Origin of the sequence: Pseudomaricurvus alkylphenolicus (genome assembly GCF_011683955.1) — a bacterium.
Lineage (GTDB): Bacteria > Pseudomonadota > Gammaproteobacteria > Pseudomonadales > Cellvibrionaceae > Pseudomaricurvus > Pseudomaricurvus alkylphenolicus.
This window is the reverse complement of record NZ_JAAQPI010000003.1, coordinates 180,701-198,624: the sequence shown is the minus strand read 5'-3', so window position 1 is coordinate 198,624 and position 17,924 is coordinate 180,701. Positions and strand designations below refer to the sequence as shown.

Here is a 17,924-nt window from a genome sequence, read left to right as displayed (position 1 = left end):
CGGTCATGGTGCGTTATTCCCCAAAACGTAGGTTGGATTAGATGCGGAGCATCGTAATCCAACATGTGAGCCGTGTTCTACTTTCAACCCAGTCGTTTTAACCCTTTTGCAGGAAGTGCCGCAGTCGCTGTGCCGCTTCCACGCATTCGTCCACGGTGGCGACCAGTGCCATACGAACGTGGTTTTCTCCCGGGTTGATGCCTTCTGCTTCGCGGCCGATGTAGCGGCCGGGCAGTACGGTAATGTGTTGTTCGGCAAACAGGCGTTGGGCGAAGTCGAGGTCGCTGATGGCGGTTTTGGGCCAGAGGTAGAAGCTGGCGTCGGGGCGTTGTACGTCGATCAGGCCATCGAGTTCTGCCAGTACCGCGTCGAATTTGGTGCGGTATGCGTCGCGGTTGGCTTTGACATGGGCTTCGTCGTTCCAGGCGGCGATGGAGGCCAGCTGGGTGGTGACCGGCATGGAGCAGCCGTGGTAGGTACGGTACAGCAGGAAGCGGCTGAGGATGTCGCCATCACCAGCGACAAAGCCGGAGCGCAGCCCTGGCAGGTTGGAGCGCTTGGACAGGGAGTGGAACACAACGCAGCGGCGGTAGTCGTCGCGGCCCAGTTCGGCGCAGGCCTGCAGCAGTCCCACAGGAGGGTTGTCTTCGTCAAAGTAGAGTTCGGAGTAGCATTCGTCGCTGGCGATCACGAAGTCATGCTCGTCGGCCAGGGCGATGAGTTTTTTCAAGGTGGCGGTGTCGATCACGGAGCCGGTGGGATTGCCCGGTGAGCACAGAAACAGCAGTTGACAGCGTTGCCAGACGTCAGCCGGTACGGCGTCGAAGTCGGGGATATAGTTGTTGTCACGGGTGCAGTTCAGGAAGTGGGGTTCGGCTCCGGCCAGAAATGCAGCGCCTTCGTAGATCTGGTAGAAGGGGTTGGGGCTGATCACCAGCGGGTTCTTTGTGCGATCAACGACTGCCTGTGCAAAGGCAAACAGGGCTTCGCGGGTGCCGTTGACAGGCAGAACGTTGCGCTCGCTATCGAGACTGCCTTCGTTGAGTTTAAAGCGGCGTGTGGTCCAATCGGCGATGGTCTGGCGCAGCTCGGGCATACCTTTGGTGGTGGGGTAGTTGGCCACGCGATGGAGGTTGTCAGCGACTGTTTGCAGAACAAAGGCCGGTGGCTCATGACGCGGTTCGCCGATAGACAGGGCGATGTGCTCCAGCTCGGTGGGCGCCTGTACCTGAGCCTTTAGGGCGTTGAGTTTTTCGAACGGGTATGGCTGCAGTCGATCCAGATCCGGGTTCATAATGGCTTCCTGGTCAATAGAATTTGTCTTGGTTTTTCAATGGTTGGCTTAAGCCTGCCCCAGGTCTTCTACTTGGCGATCCAGCTCGCGGCAAAGTTCCTGCTGCAGTTGTTCACACAGCTCCGGGTCGCTGAGGGGGTGGCCGTCTTCGTTGGTAATGTAGAAGATGTCCTCCACCCGCTCACCCAGTGTGGCGATCTTGGCGTTGTCGATCTGCAGGTTGAACTGCAGAAAGATGCGCGCGATCAATGCCAGCAGTCCGGGACGGTCGGGGCTTATGACTTCCAGCACGGTGGTGTTGCCGTGGATGTCGTTGCTGAGACTGGTACGGGTGGGAATGGCAAAGTTCTTGAGTACCCGTGGCGTGCGGCGGCTGATGATGTCGCGGTAGTCGTCCACCAGGGCCAGTTCTTCGGCCAGCGCCTTTTTGATGCGTTCTACTTTTTGCGGGTCGTTACCGATGGGCAGGTTGTCTTCATCGAGTACGTAGAAGGTGTCGATGGTGTAACCGCCTCGTTCGGTGTTGTAGATACGCGCATCTTGAATGGACAGCCGCAGGTGATCCAGAGCGGAGGCGACGGCGGCAAAGACGTTGCTGCGGTCTTTGGTGCGAATAAAGATTTCAGTGGCGCCTTCGTTGCGGCGGCTGGTGGTCTCACGCACCAGAATCAGGTCATCCTGGCTGTGGTGCTGGATGATGGCTTCGCTCTGCCAGGTGATGTCTCTCGCGCTTTCGCGCAGGAAGTAGTCGTCACCCAGGTAACCCCACAGTTTCTGTACCGACGCCTTTTCAAAGCCTTTTTCCAGCAGTAGTTGCATGGCGGCTTCCTGGGTTTCTTCGATCAGGTCGTGGCGGTCCACCGGGTTTTCCAGACCGCGGCGCAGGGCGCGTTTGGTTTCGTTGTAGAGCTGGCGCATGAGGCTGGCGCGCCAGGTGGTCCACAGGGTGGGGTTGGTGGCGTTGATGTCCGCTACGGTCAGCACGTAGAGGTAATCCAGGTGCGGCTGGTCGCCCATGGCGACGGCGAATTCGTGGATCACGTCCGGGTCTGACAGGTCACGTTTTTGCGAGACCTGGGACATCAGCAGGTGGTTTTTGACCAGCCAGCTGACCATATTGGCTTCGTGTTTTTTCAGACCGTGACGAATGCAGAAGTCGTAGGCATCCACGGCGCCCAGCTCAGAGTGGTCGCCACCGCGACCCTTGGCGATGTCGTGGTAGAGGCCAGCGATGTAGAGCAGTTCCGGTTTGTTGAGCTGATTGATGATTTCGTGGGCGACCGAGAATTTTTCTTTGGCCTCGGGCAAGCGCAAAAGGCGCATGTTTTTCACCACCCAGAGGGTATGGGCATCCACCGTGTAAATATGAAACAGGTCGTGCTGCATCTGGCCGATGATCTGGCCGAATTCCGGCAGGTAGCGGCCGAGGATGTTGTAGCGCTTCATACGCCGCAGCTGGGTGACCAGGGTGTTGTCGCTCTTGAGCAGTTCGAGAAACAGAGCGGTGTTGCGTGAGTCGTTGCGAAAGTTGTCGTCGATCAGGTTGCGGTGTTCGCGCAACAGGCGGATGGTTTCCGGTCTGACACCAACAATCTTGTGGTCGTGCCCCATCAGTACAAAGATTTCCAGCAGCGCCGAGGGATCTTCGAGAAAGACGTCCGGATGGGTGACTTCAATATAGTTGTCACGCAGCTGGAAGCGCTCGTTCAGCGGTGTGATCGTGGCGTTGCCGTTGCGGTTAAGTACGGCTTCGTCCAGAAAATGCAGCAGTACGTCGTTCAGCTCACGCAGAGATAGCACGACCCGGTAGTACTTATGCATAAACTGCTCAACAGCCAGGCTGCTGTCGGTGTCTTTGTAACCGAATTCGGCAGCTAACTGGCGTTGGAAGTCGAACAGCAGTCGTTCTTCGGCTCGCCCGGCTAATTTGTGCAGACCGTACCGTACTTTCCAGAGAAATTCCTCGCCCGATAACAGTAGGGCAAACTCTTCTTCTGTAAAAAAGTCTTTGCCCGCCAGTTGGCGCAGTGTGCGCACGCCGTAATAGCGTTTGGCCACCCAGCCGATGGTTTGAATGTCGCGCAGGCCGCCCGGCGCGTTTTTGATGTTGGGCTCAAGGTTGTATTCGGTGTTGTTATGCTTGTGGTGGCGTGCGTCCTGTTCGTCGTACTTGGCTTTAAAGAACTGGTCCGCGGGCCACAGGTTATCCGGCTGGGTCAGTTGCTGCAGTTGCAGACAGAGCTGTTTATTGCCCACCACGGTGCGGCATTCCATGACGTTGGTCGCCACGGTGATGTCTTCCCGGGCGATGTCGACGCACTGGTCGATGGTGCGCACACTGTGGCCGATGTCGAGGCCAATATCCCACAGCAGCATCAGCAGGCTTTGAGCGCTTTCCAGATCTGACGCCACTTCTTCTTGCATCAACAACAACAGGTCGATATCCGAGCGCGGGTGGAGTTCGCCGCGCCCGTAGCCACCCACCGCAATCAGGCAGACCTTATCGCTCCACTCAAACTGGTGCCAGGCGTAGTGGAGGATGCAGTCGATAAACAGGGCCCGCTCATAGATCAGACTGCGGATCTCCTCCCCTTCGGCGAATCGGGTGTCGAACTGCACGTTGGCGGCGTTGAGCGCATCTTTAAAGATGGGGATCAGTTTGCCGTCGGCTTGGCCGAGGCTGCGGCGAAAGCGCGATTGGTCAAAGAAGAACAGAGGGCGCTCAAAATAGGGGATGTTCATACTGAGGTCTTTATCACCAAAGGGGGCCGGACGGGGTTGGGCGGTTGCTGTTCGGAGCCTGCTGCTCGAAGTCTGGACGCGCTCCCCGTTTGCTGGAGGAGCGCAATCTGGTCAATGGGGCTGTACTTAGAAAGGCTCATCGGGGCGCTTGGTGAGAACGTCCACACCATCAGCGGTCACGGCCAGGGTGTGTTCCCATTGGGCAGACAGGCGCTTGTCACGGGTTTCTACCGTCCAGCCGTCTTTGAGCAGCTTGGTGCCTGCCTTGCCGGCGTTAATCATAGGCTCGATCGTAAAGGTCATGCCCTCCTTGAGCTCCATGCCGGTATTGGGCTTGCCGTAGTGAACCACCTGAGGGTCTTCGTGGAAGACATCACCAATGCCGTGGCCGCAGTACTCCCGTACCACCGAGTAGTAGTTGCCTTCGGCGTGCTGCTGGATGATGTGACCGATATCACCAAGACGGGTGCCCGGGCGGACAATCTCGATGGCTTTGTACAGGCATTCCTGGGTGATCTTGATCAGGCGCTCGGCGTGAGGGGCCGCCTTGCCGACGGTGTACATCTTGCTGGTATCCCCAAACCAGCCATCGTTGGTGACGGTGACGTCGATATTGACGATATCACCGCTCTTGAGCACTTTCTTTTCCGAGGGGATGCCGTGACAGACCACCTGATTGACCGAGGTACAGATGGACTTGGGGAAGCCCTTGTAGTTCAGGCAGGAGGGAATCGCCTTTTGTACGTTGACGATGTGCTCGTGGCAGATTCGGTCCAGTTCGGCGGTGGTGACGCCGGGGACCACATATTCCCCGATCAGATCCAGGACTTCTGCCGCCATTTGGCCGGCGACACGCATTTTTTCGATCTGCTCAGGGGTTTTGATGCTGACTTTCATAGGATTCGACGTAAGTTGTCCTTGTTGGTGGTCGCCAGGGTTCCATTTTTTACCTTGCATTACGCGACCGGGCTGGTTAAAGCCGCCTATTGTAAACCAAGCGTTTATTGTTCCATAGAACTACATGGAACTCGACACAGCTTTGCTATCATGGTATAAAGCGCGCCCTGATTTGTAGGTCGTCCCCTGTGTGGGCCTCAGATCGGGGAAACCAAACTTAATTTATTGAAATAGTCACACATATACCGGCACGTCTGTCTGGGTGCCCAAAGGAACTCGCGGCTTACTTAAAAGCTATGGTTCCTGCCGGGTTGATAGATGGGGTATATGGAGGCCTAACCCAAGGAAACTATCCTATGCCAAACGTAAGCATGCGCGATATGCTGCAAGCCGGTGTCCACTTTGGCCACCAGACCCGTTACTGGAACCCTAAAATGGACCAGTACATTTTCGGTGCCCGCAACAAGATTCATATCATCAACCTGGAGCACACTGTTCCTGCCTTCAACGAAGCTCTGCAGATCATCCAGCAGATGGCCTCCCAGAAGAAGAAGGTTCTGTTCGTTGGTACCAAGCGCGCCGCTTCCAAGATCATCAAAGAGCAGGCCGAACGTGCTGGCCAGCCTTTCGTCAGCCACCGCTGGTTGGGCGGTATGCTCACCAACTACAAGACCATCCGCGCTTCCATCCGTCGCTACCGCGACCTGGAAACTCAAGAGACCGATGGTACTTTTGACAAGCTGACCAAAAAAGAAGCCCTGATGCGTACCCGCATGAAGGACAAGCTGGAGCTGTCCATCGGTGGTATCAAGGACATGGGCGGTCTGCCTGACGCTCTGTTCGTTATCGACGTTGAGCACGAGCGCATCGCCATTCAGGAAGCCAACAAGCTGGGTATCCCTGTGATCGGTATCGTGGATACCAACAGCAACCCCGACGGCATCGACTACGTGATTCCTGGCAACGACGACGCCATCCGCGCCGTTAAGCTGTACGTCACTGCTGTGGCCGATGCTTGCCTGGAAGGTGCTGCCAACTCTCAGGCGGCTCCCAAGGCTGACGAGTTTGTAGAAGTAAGCGAAGACGAAGCTGCAGCCAAGTAAGTTGCATTTTTGTCATATTGTCCGGTCATAGTCTGGCCGGGCAAGAAGAAAGGGGCCCTGGCCCCTTTTTTGAATTTAAACTGTCTATACAGAATTTAAGAGGATATTGTCATGGCAGCTGTTTCTGCTTCTATGGTTAAAGAACTGCGCGAGCGCACCGGCCTCGGCATGATGGAGTGCAAAAAAGCACTGAAAGAAGCTGACGGTGACATCAACGTTGCCATCGAGAACCTGCGTAAGGCCTCTGGCCTTAAGGCGGAGAAGAAAGCCGGCCGTACTGCCGCTGAGGGTGTTGTGGCCGTTAAGGTTGCTGACGACAGCTCCTACGCCGTGCTGGTTGAGGTTAACTCCGAGACTGACTTCGCCGCTCGCGACGAAAACTTCCTGGGCTTTGTGAACACCGTGGTTGAGAAGGCGTTCGAAGCCAAGAACGGTGACGTTGAAGCTCTGATGGCCGCTGGTCTGGAAGATACCCGCCAGGCTCTGGTTCAGAAGATTGGTGAGAACATCGGCGTTCGTCGTATCGAAGTTCTGGAAGGCGGTGTTCTGGGTGCTTATGTTCACTCCAACAACCGCATCGCTGTTCTGGCTCAGCTGGATGGTGGTACCACTGAAGTGGCCAAAGACGTTGCTATGCACGTTGCCGCGGTTAACCCTCGCGTGATCAATCCAGACGACATGCCTGAGGAAGAGCTGAACAAAGAGAAGGAAATCATCAAGGCGCAGCCGGATATGGAAGGCAAGCCTGAGAACATTGTTGAGAAGATGATGGTTGGTCGTATCAACAAGTTCCTGAAGGAAAACAGCCTGACCGAGCAGCCTTTCGTTAAAGATCCGGACGTCACTGTTGGTAAGCTGGCCAAGAACGCCGACGCTACCATCAGCAACTTCGTTCGCTTCGAAGTGGGCGAAGGTATCGAGGTTGAAGAGGCTGACTTCGCTGCTGAAGTTGCCGCTCAGGTTGAAGCTGCCAACAAGTAAGCTTCGGCGTCTGCAAGCAGACGTTGCTGAGAAACTGATCAAACTGCGTCAGCCTTGTTCTGACGGGGTGGATCAAGGAAAGGCGGGGGTCGCGACCTCCGCCTTTTTACTGTTACACTTCACCAAATTTGCCCAACACCCGCCATTCTAGGAGAAACCGATGCCGTCAACCCCCAGCCGGGACAAGAAATACAAGCGTATTTTGCTGAAACTCAGTGGCGAGGAGCTGATGGGCTCCGAGGGCTTTGGGATTGACCCCAAGGTGCTGGATAAAATGGCGCTGGAAATCGGCCAGTTGGTTGGTATTGGCGTACAGGTGGGTTTGGTCATCGGTGGTGGTAATCTGTTTCGAGGTGCTGCTCTCAATGCTGCCGGCCTGGACCGTGTGACCGGCGACCACATGGGTATGCTGGCAACGGTCATGAACGCCCTGGCCATGCGTGATGCTCTGGAGCGCAGCAATATTTCTTCCCGCGTGATGTCCTCGATTCCCATGAGCGGCATTGTCGATCACTATGACCGCCGCAAGGCCATTCGCTTTCTGGAGCAAGGCGAAGTGGTTATTTTTGCCGCCGGTACCGGTAACCCTTTTTTTACCACAGATTCGGCGGCCTGCCTGAGAGGCATTGAGGTCGAGTCCGATATCGTCCTTAAGGCGACCAAGGTGGACGGTGTCTATACGGCTGATCCGATGAAGGATCCGAGCGCCACCCGCTACGAGCGTCTGACCTATGATGAGGTTTTGGACAAGAAATTGGGCGTGATGGACCTGACGGCCATCTGCCTGTGCCGTGAGCACGATATGCCGGTGCGCGTGTTCCGTATGGATAAAACCGGCGCGCTGCTGAACATACTCAAGGGTGAAGATGAAGGCACCCTTATAGAAGAAGAAACCGTAGAGGATTCGCAAGCATGATAGAAGATATCAAAGCCGACGCCGAAGAGCGCATGGCCAAGGCCATCGAAGCTCTGGGCAACAATTTCGCCAAGATTCGCACCGGTCGTGCGCACCCCAGCATCCTGGCCAACGTCACCGTGAATTACTACGGTGCCGACACGCCCCTGACTCAGGTTGCCAACGTCTCTGTACTGGACGCACGTACCCTGTCTGTGAGCCCCTGGGAAAAGCAAATGACCCCGGAAATCGAAAAGGCCATCATGAAGTCTGATCTGGGGCTGAACCCGGTGACCACCGGTGATCTGATGCGTATTCCCATGCCACCTCTGACCGAAGAAACCCGTAAAGGTTACATCAAGCAGGCCAGGGCAGAAGCTGAGAACGCGCGTGTTTCCATCCGCAATGTGCGCCGCGATGTGCTGTCAGACGTCAAAGAGCTGCTGAAGGAAAAAGAGATCAGTGAAGACGACGATCGTCGCGCCCAGGGTGATATCCAGAAGATCACCGACAAGTTTGTGGCCCAGGTCGACGCCGCCCTGGCCACCAAAGAAAAGGATCTGATGGAGATCTGATTCTGTCGCCCCGGTCGCCTCTCTGACCAGCGGCGGCCGGGCTCTTCCGCTCTCTTCCGGCTGTGTTTTCGCCGAGTCTTGATAAATCTCGCCTGCAGGGTAGGATGTGAGCCCTTTGTCCGATAATTATTTCAATAGCCCGGGGGCAGGAGACAACTCGTGAGTGGTCAAGGTTTACGCCACATCGCCATCATCATGGATGGGAATAATCGCTGGGCCAAACAGCGGAAAAAACCGGGCCACCTGGGCCATAAGGCCGGTGTGGAGGCCATCCGTGAGGTGATGGAGGCCTGCCAGCGCCACGGGGTGGAAGTACTTACCCTGTTCGCCTTCAGTTCTGAGAATTGGCAGCGCCCCCCCAGGGAAGTCGAAGCCCTGATGACTCTGTTCCTGACCTATCTTAAACGCGAAGCCAAAAAGCTGAATCAAAACGGCGTGCGCCTGCGGGTGATCGGCCGGCGAGACCGCTTTAGCGACAAGATCTGCCGGGCCATTGATGAAGCCGAAGCCCTGGCTGCAGAAGGCGATACTACCCTGGTGATAGCCGCCGACTACGGCGGTCAATGGGATATGGCCAATGCCGCCAGACGGGTTGCCGAGAAGGTTGCCAGTGGGCAAATAGGGCCGGACGCGGTTGACGAGGCGTTGATTCAGCAGCATATCTGCCTGGGTGATCTGCCCGCGCCTGATCTCCTGATTCGTACCGGCGGTGACCACCGCATCAGCAATTTCCTGTTGTGGCAGGCCGCCTATACCGAACTCTATTTCTGTGAAGACTACTGGCCGGACTTTAACGCCGCTGCCTTGGATCGGGCGGTGGAGGATTTCCACTGCCGCCAGCGCCGTTTCGGCAAAACCTCTGAGCAGGTGGAGCAGGCCAATGCCTTGGGGGAACAGGGTGCTTAAACAACGGATTATTACAGCGATTGTACTGGCGGCGCTGCTGCTGGGGGCCCTGTTTTCCCTCAGCGCCCAGGGTTTTGCCCTCGCCATTGCCCTGGTGGTGGTCATTGCCAGTTGGGAGTGGGCCAATCTGGCGGGGTTCACGGCCCAGTGGCAGCGCTTGTTGTACGCTGGAATCATGGCCCTTGCTGTGGCCGCCAGTGCCGGCCTGACCGGATTCATAGAAACCGGTCAGCTGCACCAGGACAATACCCGCACCATACTGTTGGCGGGCTGTACCTGGTGGGCCGTAGCGCTGCTGTGGGTGCAGGGGTATCCCGCCAGCTCGGTGTTGTGGGGCCACCTGCTGCTCAAGGCCCTGATGGGCTTCCTGGTATTGGTGCCGGCCTGGCTCGCCATGGTTTACCTGAGGGCACAAAATTACGGTGAATGGCTGATTCTGCTGGTGGTATTGATTGTTGCTGCGGCAGACATTGGGGCGTACTTCAGTGGCAAGGCCTTTGGTCGCCACAAGCTGGCGCCGGATGTCAGCCCCGGTAAATCCTGGGAGGGTTTCTGGGGTGGTTTTGCCAGTTGCCTGTTATTGGCGCTGATTGTCGGTTACGGCTTTGGCGGTGGCTGGATTACGCTCCTGTTAATTGCACCGGCGGCCCTGGCGTCTGTGCTGGGCGACTTGCTGGAGAGCATGGTCAAGCGCCAGCGGGGCATCAAAGACAGCAGCCAGCTTCTGCCTGGTCACGGTGGCGTGCTTGATCGAGTTGACAGCATCACCGCCGCCGCTCCCTTTTTCGCACTCGCTGTACTGCTCAGCGGCTGGAAGTTCTAGTCAACTGACTCCATAAACGCTCCGGATTCACATCATGATTCAGACCCTTACCGTACTTGGCTCCACCGGTTCTATTGGTGTCAGTACTTTAGATGTGGTGGCCCGCCACCCGGATCGCTATCAGGTGCATGCCCTGACGGCCAACTCCCAGGTGGACAAGCTGTTGCAGCAGTGTCTGGAGGTTAAGCCCCGTTTTGCGGTTATGCGGGACGAAGATGCCGCCTCTCAGCTGGAACGAAGACTGCGTCAGCAGGGGAGTGACACCCACGTACTGGCGGGCGAATCCGGGTTGGTCGAAGTCTCCGGGGCTGCGGAAGTGGATATTCTGATGGCGGCCATCGTAGGCGCCGCCGGTCTGGAACCCACTCTGGCAGGGGTGAAGGCGGGCAAGAAGGTGTTGCTGGCGAACAAGGAATCACTGGTTATGGCCGGAGACTTGTTTATGCAGGCGGTGGCGGACAATGGCGCCACCCTGCTGCCCATTGACAGTGAACACAACGCGATCTTCCAGTGTATGCCATCGAGCTACCGGGGTATCGAAGCCTCCGGTATCCGGCGGATACTGCTGACCGGCTCCGGCGGCCCGTTTCGCCAGGCGGCGCTGGACAGCCTGGATGCCGTGACGCCCGATCAGGCCTGCGCCCACCCCAATTGGTCCATGGGCCGCAAGATTTCCGTGGACTCAGCCACCATGATGAATAAAGGGCTGGAATACATCGAGGCCTGTTGGCTGTTTGATGCCAGGCCTGAGCAAATTGAGGTGGTGGTCCATCCCCAGAGCGTGATTCATTCCATGGTGGAATACGCCGATGGTTCGGTGCTGGCCCAGATGGGCAATCCGGACATGCGTACACCGATTGCCCACGCGCTGGCCTGGCCGGAGCGCATAGAATCCGGGGTGGCTAGTCTGGACTTTATCGCCACCTCGCGCCTGGATTTCGAGGCTCCCTGCGAACAGCGCTTCCCGTGTCTGCGATTGGCCCGCGAGGCGATTCAGGGCGCCGGCGCGTCTCCGGCGGTACTCAATGCCGCCAATGAAGTGGCGGTGGCGGCATTCCTGGACGAGCAAATTCCCTTTACCGCTATTCCCAAGGTGATCGAACAGGTGCTGGAAAACGCCTCTGCCCGTGAACCCATCAGCCTCGATGTGGTCAAAGACGCCGATCAGGAAGCGAGGGATCTGGCGCGGGAGCGTCTGGCGCGTTTTTGACGATAGCTTCTGGCGATAGTTTCTGACAACTGTTTTTGACAATAAGAGCGCAGGGAAACTCCTTTCCCTGCCGCACGGGCCGGGCTAGACTGGCAGTTTGGTGTAGCGAGAGGTTGTTTCAACGTGGACAGCATTTTTACCGTTTTGTGGTTCCTGGTGGCACTGGGTGTGTTGGTCACCTTCCACGAATTCGGCCACTTCTATGTAGCCCGTCGCTGTGGCGTCAAAGTGCTGCGCTTTTCCGTGGGTTTTGGCAAGCCGCTGTATTCCTGGCGTGACCGTTCCGGCACCGAATATGTGGTGGCCGGCATCCCTCTTGGCGGCTACGTAAAGATGCTGGACGAGCGCGAAGGGCAGGTGCCCGACGAGCTGCGGGAGCAGGCTTTTAACCGCAAGAGCGTGTGGCAGCGCATTGCCATTGTAGCGGCGGGCCCGGTTGCCAACTTTATTCTGGCGGTGTTGCTGTTCTGGGCCATGTTGCTGCCGGGTACCACGGATGTGGCGCCCGTGATTGACGCCGTAAAGCCCGACTCCGTGGCGGCAGAGGCCGGGCTTGAGGCCGGGCAGGAAATCATCGCGGTGGACGGCAAGCGCATCGCCACCTGGCAGGACCTCAACCGCCAACTGATGAAGCGCCTGGGTGAAACCGGTGTGATCTCTTTTACCGCGCGCTACTCTGACTCCAGCCTGGAGTATGAATCCGAGGCCAATTTGCAGGACTGGCTCAAGGGCGAAGAGGAGCCCGATCCTGTTGAAGGGCTGGGGCTGACGCTCTGGCGCCCCAAGGTGACGGCCACCTTATCCCAGGTAATGGAAGGCAGCCCCGCAGAGGCAGCCGGTCTCAAGGCGGGTGACACTCTGCTTGGAGCTGACGGGGTCGAATTTGGGGATTGGTACGGTCTGGTTGACTACGTCAAGGTGCGCCCCGGCAAGACCATGGTGATGGAATATGAGCGCGATGGCGAAATTCTGACCACAAAGCTTACCCCGAAAACAATTACCACTGACTCCGGTGAGAGCGTCGGCCAGATTGGTGTGATGCCGGTCAGGCCTACTTGGCCTGAACATATGTTACGAAAGCAGGAATACACCCTGGTTGGCGCCTTCAACAAGGCGGTCGACAAGACCTGGGAAACCTCCGCCTTTGTGCTCTTGTCACTTAAGAAGCTGATTCTTGGGGAAATATCCACGAAAAACTTGAGCGGACCCATCACCATTGCTAAAGTGGCGGGCGCTTCCGCAAAAGCCGGAATCGCCTATTATGTGGGCTTTCTGGCGTTGATGAGCATCAGTCTGGGGGTGTTTAACCTGCTGCCGATTCCGGTGCTGGACGGGGGACATCTGTTCTATTACCTGATAGAGGTGATTAAGGGCAGTCCGGTATCCGAAAAAGTGCAGGTGGCGGGTTACCAAGTTGGCCTGGTAATGGTGATGGGATTGATGATACTGGCGTTATACAACGATATTATGCGCCTGTAACAGGAACTGACGAAAAGGAACTGACTTCTAGTATTAGCCAGATTCCGGCTACCTCAGTGTATGTGTTTGATCTGGCGGGCAGTGGCCCGTCAGCAATTTGTCGTAAAAATAAAATCAGAATTCAATTTATGATGCGTCTGCGCCTTCTAATTCTCAGTTTGATTGTTTTCCCTGTCTGCGTTTACGCCCAGGACTTCCGCGTCAACGACATTCGTCTGGAGGGGCTGCAGCGGGTCTCCGCCGGAACAGTGTTTGCGGCATTGCCGGTACAGATCGGTGAGACCGTTGATGATGTGGCCCTGCGGGAGGCGACCCGTTCGCTGTTCCGAACCGGCTACTTTGCCGACATCCAGATCGGCCGTGACGGCAACGTGCTGGTGATTTCCGTATTGGAGCGCCCGGCGATCAGCGAGATCGTGATCGAGGGCAACAAAGCCATCAAGACCGAAGACCTGATGAAGGGCCTGGTTGAGAACGGTCTGGCAGAAGGGCAGATCTTTAAGCAGGCCACTCTGGAAGGTTTGACCCAGGAACTGGAGCGCCAATACGTGGCCCAGGGCCGTTACAGTGCTTCGGTGGAAGCCGATGTTGTTACTCTGCCCCGTAACCAGGTCAAACTGGAGATCAATGTGGATGAAGGCTCCGTGGCCTCCATCAAACACATCAATGTGGTAGGCAACAAAGTTTTCGACGACGCAGAGCTGGGTGAGTTGTTTGAGCTGAAAACCACCGGCTGGTTGTCCTGGCTCAACAGCAACGACCGCTATTCCAGAGAAAAACTCACAGGCGACCTGGAGCGCCTGGAAAGCCACTACCTGGATCGCGGTTACCTGAAGTTCAGCATTGATTCCACCCAGGTGTCCCTGACCCCGGACAAAGAGGCGGTATACATCACCGTCAACATCACCGAGGGTGAGATCTTTAAGGTAAGTGAAGTGGATCTGGCCGGTGAGCCGGTGGTACCCGAAGAGCAGATCAAGCGTTTGTTCCTGATGAAAGAAGGCCAGACCTTCTCTCAGGTGCTGATGACCACCACCTCCGATTACATCACCCGCCGCCTGGGCAACGAGGGTTACACTTTTGCAGAGGTTCGCGGCATTCCCGAACTGAATGAAGAAGACAACACCGTGAAGGTGACCTTCTTTATGGACCCGGGCAAGCGTGCCTATGTTCGCCGCATCGAGTTCCGGGGCAATACCAAAACCGCCGATGAAGTGCTGCGCCGTGAGATGCGCCAGATGGAAGGTGGCTCCGCCTCCACGGCCCGTATTGAGGCTTCCAAGGTACGTCTTGAGCGTCTCGGATTCTTTAAAGAAGTCGTCGCTGATACCAAAGAGGTGCCCGGTACTTCTGATCAGGTGGATGTGGAATACACCGTGGAAGAGCAACCTTCCGGCAGTATCGGTGCCAGCCTCGGTTTTGCCCAGGGCTCCGGTCTGGTACTGGGTGCCAATATTCAGCAGAACAACTGGTTTGGTACCGGTAAACGAGTGGGCTTTAATGTCAGTACCTCGACGTATCAGACTGTTTACAGTTTTAACTATACCGATCCCTACTTTACCCCCGATGGTGTGAGCCGTGGTTTTAACGTGTTCTTCCGTGAGCGGGACTTTGAAGAGGTGAACGTATCTAGCTATACCACGGATTCGTTTGGTGGCTCGGTGAACTTTGGTTACCCGATTTCGGAAATTGAGCGTCTGAATTTTGGTATTGGTTACACCAATATTTCTATTGAGACCGGTAGTCGGGCGGTGCAGGAGATTATTGGGTCGCCTCGTCCAATCGATAATATCGATTGGGTAGTGGATGGAGCCACCTTCGACACCGAGTGTGTGACTGACGCTGATGGCGGAGGCTGTGACTTGAGCGGTATTCGCTCGGCGTTTGATCCGAATGAGAGCTACATCGTAGACAGTCCTGATGGCTGGATTGATGCCAACGGAGACGATTTTGACATCATGACCGTTAATGCCAGCTGGCGTCAGTCCACGTTGAACCGTGGCCGTCTGGCAACGCGTGGTGCCTCTCAGTCACTGTCCCTGGAGCTGAGTCTTCCAGGTGGGGATCTGGAATACTATAAGCTGACCTACACCGGACAATACTTCCGTCCACTGACTAATGCATTAACGCTACGTCTGCGTACCAAACTGGGCTATGCGGATTCGTACGGCGATACTACCGAACTGCCATTCTTTGAGCACTTCTATGCCGGTGGTTTTGGCTCCGTGCGCGGTTTCAAACGCAATACTTTAGGCCCCAGGGCAACCCCCGCTGAAAACTATTCCATCCAGGATGTGGTCACCGACAACGGCATTAGCCAGTTTGATGACTTTGCCTACCTGATCGGTAGCGACGGCAAACTTCGCACCAGCGTCATTGACGACGATGACGACCCCTTCGGCGGCAATATCCTGATCGAAGGTAGCGCCGAAATTCTGTTCCCGATGCCGTTTATTAAAGACCAGCGCTCCCTGCAGTCGGCCTTCTTTATCGACGCGGGTAACGTATTCGACACTCAGTGTGGTGAAAAGCAGCTCAACTGTTTTGACGTTGATTTGAACAAACTGAGTGTTTCCGCCGGTATCGGTGTCACCTGGATTACCGGATTCGGACCTTTGACCTTCAGTATCGCCAAGCCACTGAAGGAAAATGAGGATGATGATACAGAGTTCTTCCAGTTCTCTCTGGGAACAGCCTTTTAACCCGGTTTTGATGCACAATACCGCCGCGGCGCGCTTATCGACAAGTTAAGCTGCGGTTCAGTATTGCACCCTTAACATCAATACCAAGCCATAATAAGTGGAGTTATAACGTGGGTATTATGAAAAAATTGTCTCTGGCCCTGGTTGCCATGGTGTTCTCTGTTGCGGCCAGCGCGCAGGGTAAAGTGGTTATCGTTAACCTGCAGGCCGCTATTATTCAGACGGAAGCGGCCAAAAAGAGCCTTCAGGCTTTGGATGCCGATGCTGACTTTGCTGCCATGAAAGCCAAGTTCGAAAGCCTGCGTGCCGATCTGGTCAACCTGGACAAAGATGCAAAAACCAATGGTATGACCTGGTCTGTTGAGCAAAAAGCGGATCACCGCAAAAAGGTTGAGTACAAGAGCGCTGATCTGAAACTGGCGGCAGAGAAACTCAAGGCCGAACGCAATGCGGTGGTAAAACGCATCATGCAGGAGCAAGGCCGCAAGGCTCAAGAGGTGCTGAACGAGCTGGTGACCTCCGAAGACATTGGCCTGGTTCTGGACGCCAGCGTAGCTCACTTCGCTAATGCTTCCTATGATATTACCGGCAAAGTGACCGACAAGCTCAACAAGGCCAAGTAAGCCGGCGTTTGCAAAAACCGATGTCGACAGGCATGATCCCGCGTAGGTGGGCTTCATGCCTTTTTCATATCACGCCTTAAGACCATTCAAGATACGGAACCATGACCCAGACTCGAGTGTGGACCCTAAAGGCGCTGGCGGAATTTCTGGGGGCAAGCCTCGAAGGTGATCCAAGCGCCGAAGTGACGGGGCTGAGCACCCTGCAACAGGCCACTGGTTCTGAACTCACTTTTCTGTCCAATCCTGCCTATCAAAAGCAATTGCGTACAACGGATGCCTTGGCGGTGATTCTGAAGCCGGAACTGGCATCAGAATACAACGGTAACAAACTGCTGTTGGATAACCCTTATCTCGGCTATGCCCGGATCAGCAAGTTGTTTGATCGGGCTCCGGCTGCAGCCGCTGGTATTCATCCGAGTGCGTCGGTAGACGAATCTGCCAATCTTGGTAAAGGGGTTTCCGTGGGCGCCAATGCCAGCATTGCTGCAGGTGTCGACATCGGCGACGATGTGGTGATTGAAGCAGGCTGTGTGATAGGCGCTGATACCTGTATTGGCGCAGGCAGTCATCTGCATGCCAATGTCACTGTTTACCACGGTGTGGTGTTGGGCAAGAGTGTTCGAATTCACAGCGGTAGCGTGATTGGCGCCGATGGCTTTGGGTTTGCTCCCGGCACAGAGGGCTGGACAAAGATTCACCAGATTGGCGGGGTGGTGATTGGTGACCGGGTAGAGATCGGCGCCTGTACCACGGTTGATCGAGGTGCGCTGGATGATACCTGCATTGGTGATGGCGTCATCATCGATAATCAGGTACAAATTGCCCACAACGTTAAGATTGGCGAAAATACCGCAATTGCTGGCTGTACTGGCATTGCAGGCAGCACCACAATTGGTCGAAACTGCACCATTGCCGGTGCGGTTTCCATTATTGGGCATCTGGATATCTGCGATGGCGTGCACATCAGTGTGATGACACTGGTGAACAAATCTATCAGCACGCCCGGATCCTATTCGTCCGGCACAGTCGCGGCACCCACGAAAAGCTGGCGCCGCAATGCCGTGCGTTTTAGCCAGCTCGACCAGATTGCCGTACGGCTCGCCGCGGTGGAGAAAAACCTGGCCTCGCCAGATCTTCCATCCGACGACTCTGAATAACCGATTACAACAAAATAAAGGGCTGATTGACGGGCCGGGTGGTAAAGCCTGTGGTAACCCGTAACCTTACTGGGATTGAACTGATGATGGATGTACAAGAAATTCGTGAATACCTGCCCCACCGGTACCCGTTTCTGCTGATAGATCGAGTCGAGGAGTTGGTCGAGGGTGAACTGATCCGCGCTTACAAGAATGTGTCGATCAACGAAGAAGTGTTTAACGGGCATTTTCCCCAGGCGCCGATCTTTCCCGGCGTGATGATCGTCGAGGCTATGGCTCAGGCAGCGGGTATTCTGGGCTTTAAAACGGTCGGCAAGAAACCTGCTGACGGGTCGATTTACCTGTTTGCCGGCGCCGACAAGGTGCGCTTTAAGCGCCAGGTGGTTCCCGGTGATAAGCTCGAGCTGGAAGCCCGGGTTGTTTCAGAGAAACGAGGCATTTGGAAATTTGAATGCAAGGCCACAGTGGATGGTGCCCTGGCGGCGTCGGCCACAATTATGTGTGCCGATCGTGAAGTCTGAGAACAACCAATATAAG

At 55.9% G+C, this 17,924-nt stretch carries 15 protein-coding genes; 12 read left to right on the top strand and 3 right to left on the bottom strand.

Annotated elements, in window-relative coordinates; translation table 11 throughout:
- Nucleotides 1-97: 97 nt before the first annotated feature.
- The 3 genes from dapC to map all read right to left on the bottom strand — a co-directional run bounded on the left by dapC (nt 98) and on the right by map (nt 4,933).
- Nucleotides 98-1,294, bottom strand: a complete 1,197-nt coding sequence (dapC, locus tag HBA55_RS09690; RefSeq protein WP_166989914.1) for a succinyldiaminopimelate transaminase — start codon at nt 1,292-1,294, stop codon at nt 98-100.
- Between the two features lie 48 nt (nt 1,295-1,342).
- A complete protein-coding gene (locus tag HBA55_RS09685; protein ID WP_166989912.1) occupies nt 1,343-4,036 on the bottom strand; it encodes a [protein-PII] uridylyltransferase in 2,694 nt (897 codons plus the stop codon).
- Nucleotides 4,037-4,162: 126 nt separating this feature from the next.
- Nucleotides 4,163-4,933, bottom strand: coding sequence for a type I methionyl aminopeptidase (map, locus tag HBA55_RS09680; RefSeq protein ID WP_166989910.1), 771 nt, complete (start codon nt 4,931-4,933; stop codon nt 4,163-4,165).
- 356 nt (nt 4,934-5,289) lie between these two features.
- Here map and rpsB point away from each other — a divergent pair, with 356 nt between their 5' ends.
- From rpsB to fabZ, 12 genes are all read left to right on the top strand, one after another.
- A complete protein-coding gene (gene rpsB / locus HBA55_RS09675; RefSeq protein WP_166989908.1) occupies nt 5,290-6,036 on the top strand; it encodes a 30S ribosomal protein S2 in 747 nt (248 codons plus the stop codon).
- Nucleotides 6,037-6,147: 111 nt separating this feature from the next.
- Nucleotides 6,148-7,017, top strand: coding sequence for a translation elongation factor Ts (tsf, locus tag HBA55_RS09670; protein WP_166989906.1), 870 nt, complete (start codon nt 6,148-6,150; stop codon nt 7,015-7,017).
- 160 nt (nt 7,018-7,177) lie between these two features.
- Nucleotides 7,178-7,933 carry a UMP kinase gene (gene pyrH, locus HBA55_RS09665; RefSeq protein ID WP_166989904.1) on the top strand — a complete coding sequence of 252 codons (756 nt, stop codon included), beginning with the start codon at nt 7,178-7,180 and terminating at the stop codon, nt 7,931-7,933.
- Complete coding sequence (gene frr / locus HBA55_RS09660) at nt 7,930-8,487, top strand: ribosome recycling factor (RefSeq protein WP_166989902.1); 558 nt, start codon at nt 7,930-7,932, stop codon at nt 8,485-8,487. Before pyrH ends, frr begins: the two co-directional genes overlap by 4 nt.
- Before the next feature lie 195 nt (nt 8,488-8,682).
- Nucleotides 8,683-9,393 (top strand): polyprenyl diphosphate synthase, encoded by a 711-nt coding sequence (gene uppS / locus HBA55_RS09655; RefSeq protein ID WP_206019721.1) that lies wholly within the window; start codon nt 8,683-8,685, stop codon nt 9,391-9,393.
- Nucleotides 9,368-10,216 carry a phosphatidate cytidylyltransferase gene (locus tag HBA55_RS09650; RefSeq protein ID WP_166989897.1) on the top strand — a complete coding sequence of 283 codons (849 nt, stop codon included), beginning with the start codon at nt 9,368-9,370 and terminating at the stop codon, nt 10,214-10,216. Before uppS ends, HBA55_RS09650 begins: the two co-directional genes overlap by 26 nt.
- A 34-nt stretch (nt 10,217-10,250) precedes the next feature.
- Nucleotides 10,251-11,426: a 1-deoxy-D-xylulose-5-phosphate reductoisomerase gene (gene ispC / locus HBA55_RS09645; RefSeq protein ID WP_166989895.1), complete on the top strand. Its 1,176-nt coding sequence runs from the start codon at nt 10,251-10,253 to the stop codon at nt 11,424-11,426.
- 123 nt (nt 11,427-11,549) lie between these two features.
- Nucleotides 11,550-12,905: an RIP metalloprotease RseP gene (gene rseP / locus HBA55_RS09640; RefSeq protein ID WP_166989893.1), complete on the top strand. Its 1,356-nt coding sequence runs from the start codon at nt 11,550-11,552 to the stop codon at nt 12,903-12,905.
- 128 nt (nt 12,906-13,033) lie between these two features.
- Nucleotides 13,034-15,607 (top strand): outer membrane protein assembly factor BamA, encoded by a 2,574-nt coding sequence (gene bamA / locus HBA55_RS09635; RefSeq protein ID WP_166989891.1) that lies wholly within the window; start codon nt 13,034-13,036, stop codon nt 15,605-15,607.
- Nucleotides 15,608-15,726: 119 nt separating this feature from the next.
- Nucleotides 15,727-16,230, top strand: a complete 504-nt coding sequence (locus HBA55_RS09630) for an OmpH/Skp family outer membrane protein (RefSeq protein ID WP_166989889.1) — start codon at nt 15,727-15,729, stop codon at nt 16,228-16,230.
- Between the two features lie 101 nt (nt 16,231-16,331).
- Entirely contained in the window at nt 16,332-17,387 is a 1,056-nt protein-coding gene (gene lpxD / locus HBA55_RS09625) for a UDP-3-O-(3-hydroxymyristoyl)glucosamine N-acyltransferase (RefSeq protein ID WP_166989887.1), read from the top strand.
- A gap of 83 nt (nt 17,388-17,470) precedes the next feature.
- Complete coding sequence (gene fabZ / locus HBA55_RS09620) at nt 17,471-17,908, top strand: 3-hydroxyacyl-ACP dehydratase FabZ (protein ID WP_166989885.1); 438 nt, start codon at nt 17,471-17,473, stop codon at nt 17,906-17,908.
- Nucleotides 17,909-17,924: the final 16 nt, after the last annotated feature.

Excerpts from the sequence above, each read along its gene's own strand:
- dapC (WP_166989914.1), bottom strand. The coding sequence starts at position 1,294 with ATGAACCCGGATCTGGATCGACTGCAGCCATACCCGTTCGAAAAACTC.
- HBA55_RS09685 (WP_166989912.1), bottom strand. The coding sequence starts at position 4,036 with ATGAACATCCCCTATTTTGAGCGCCCTCTGTTCTTCTTTGACCAATCG.
- map (WP_166989910.1), bottom strand. The coding sequence starts at position 4,933 with ATGAAAGTCAGCATCAAAACCCCTGAGCAGATCGAAAAAATGCGTGTC.
- rpsB (WP_166989908.1), top strand. The coding sequence starts at position 5,290 with ATGCCAAACGTAAGCATGCGCGATATGCTGCAAGCCGGTGTCCACTTT.
- tsf (WP_166989906.1), top strand. The coding sequence starts at position 6,148 with ATGGCAGCTGTTTCTGCTTCTATGGTTAAAGAACTGCGCGAGCGCACC.
- pyrH (WP_166989904.1), top strand. The coding sequence starts at position 7,178 with ATGCCGTCAACCCCCAGCCGGGACAAGAAATACAAGCGTATTTTGCTG.
- frr (WP_166989902.1), top strand. The coding sequence starts at position 7,930 with ATGATAGAAGATATCAAAGCCGACGCCGAAGAGCGCATGGCCAAGGCC.
- uppS (WP_206019721.1), top strand. The coding sequence starts at position 8,683 with ATGGATGGGAATAATCGCTGGGCCAAACAGCGGAAAAAACCGGGCCAC.
- HBA55_RS09650 (WP_166989897.1), top strand. The coding sequence starts at position 9,368 with ATGCCTTGGGGGAACAGGGTGCTTAAACAACGGATTATTACAGCGATT.
- ispC (WP_166989895.1), top strand. The coding sequence starts at position 10,251 with ATGATTCAGACCCTTACCGTACTTGGCTCCACCGGTTCTATTGGTGTC.
- bamA (WP_166989891.1), top strand. The coding sequence starts at position 13,034 with ATGATGCGTCTGCGCCTTCTAATTCTCAGTTTGATTGTTTTCCCTGTC.
- HBA55_RS09630 (WP_166989889.1), top strand. The coding sequence starts at position 15,727 with ATGAAAAAATTGTCTCTGGCCCTGGTTGCCATGGTGTTCTCTGTTGCG.
- lpxD (WP_166989887.1), top strand. The coding sequence starts at position 16,332 with ATGACCCAGACTCGAGTGTGGACCCTAAAGGCGCTGGCGGAATTTCTG.
- fabZ (WP_166989885.1), top strand. The coding sequence starts at position 17,471 with ATGATGGATGTACAAGAAATTCGTGAATACCTGCCCCACCGGTACCCG.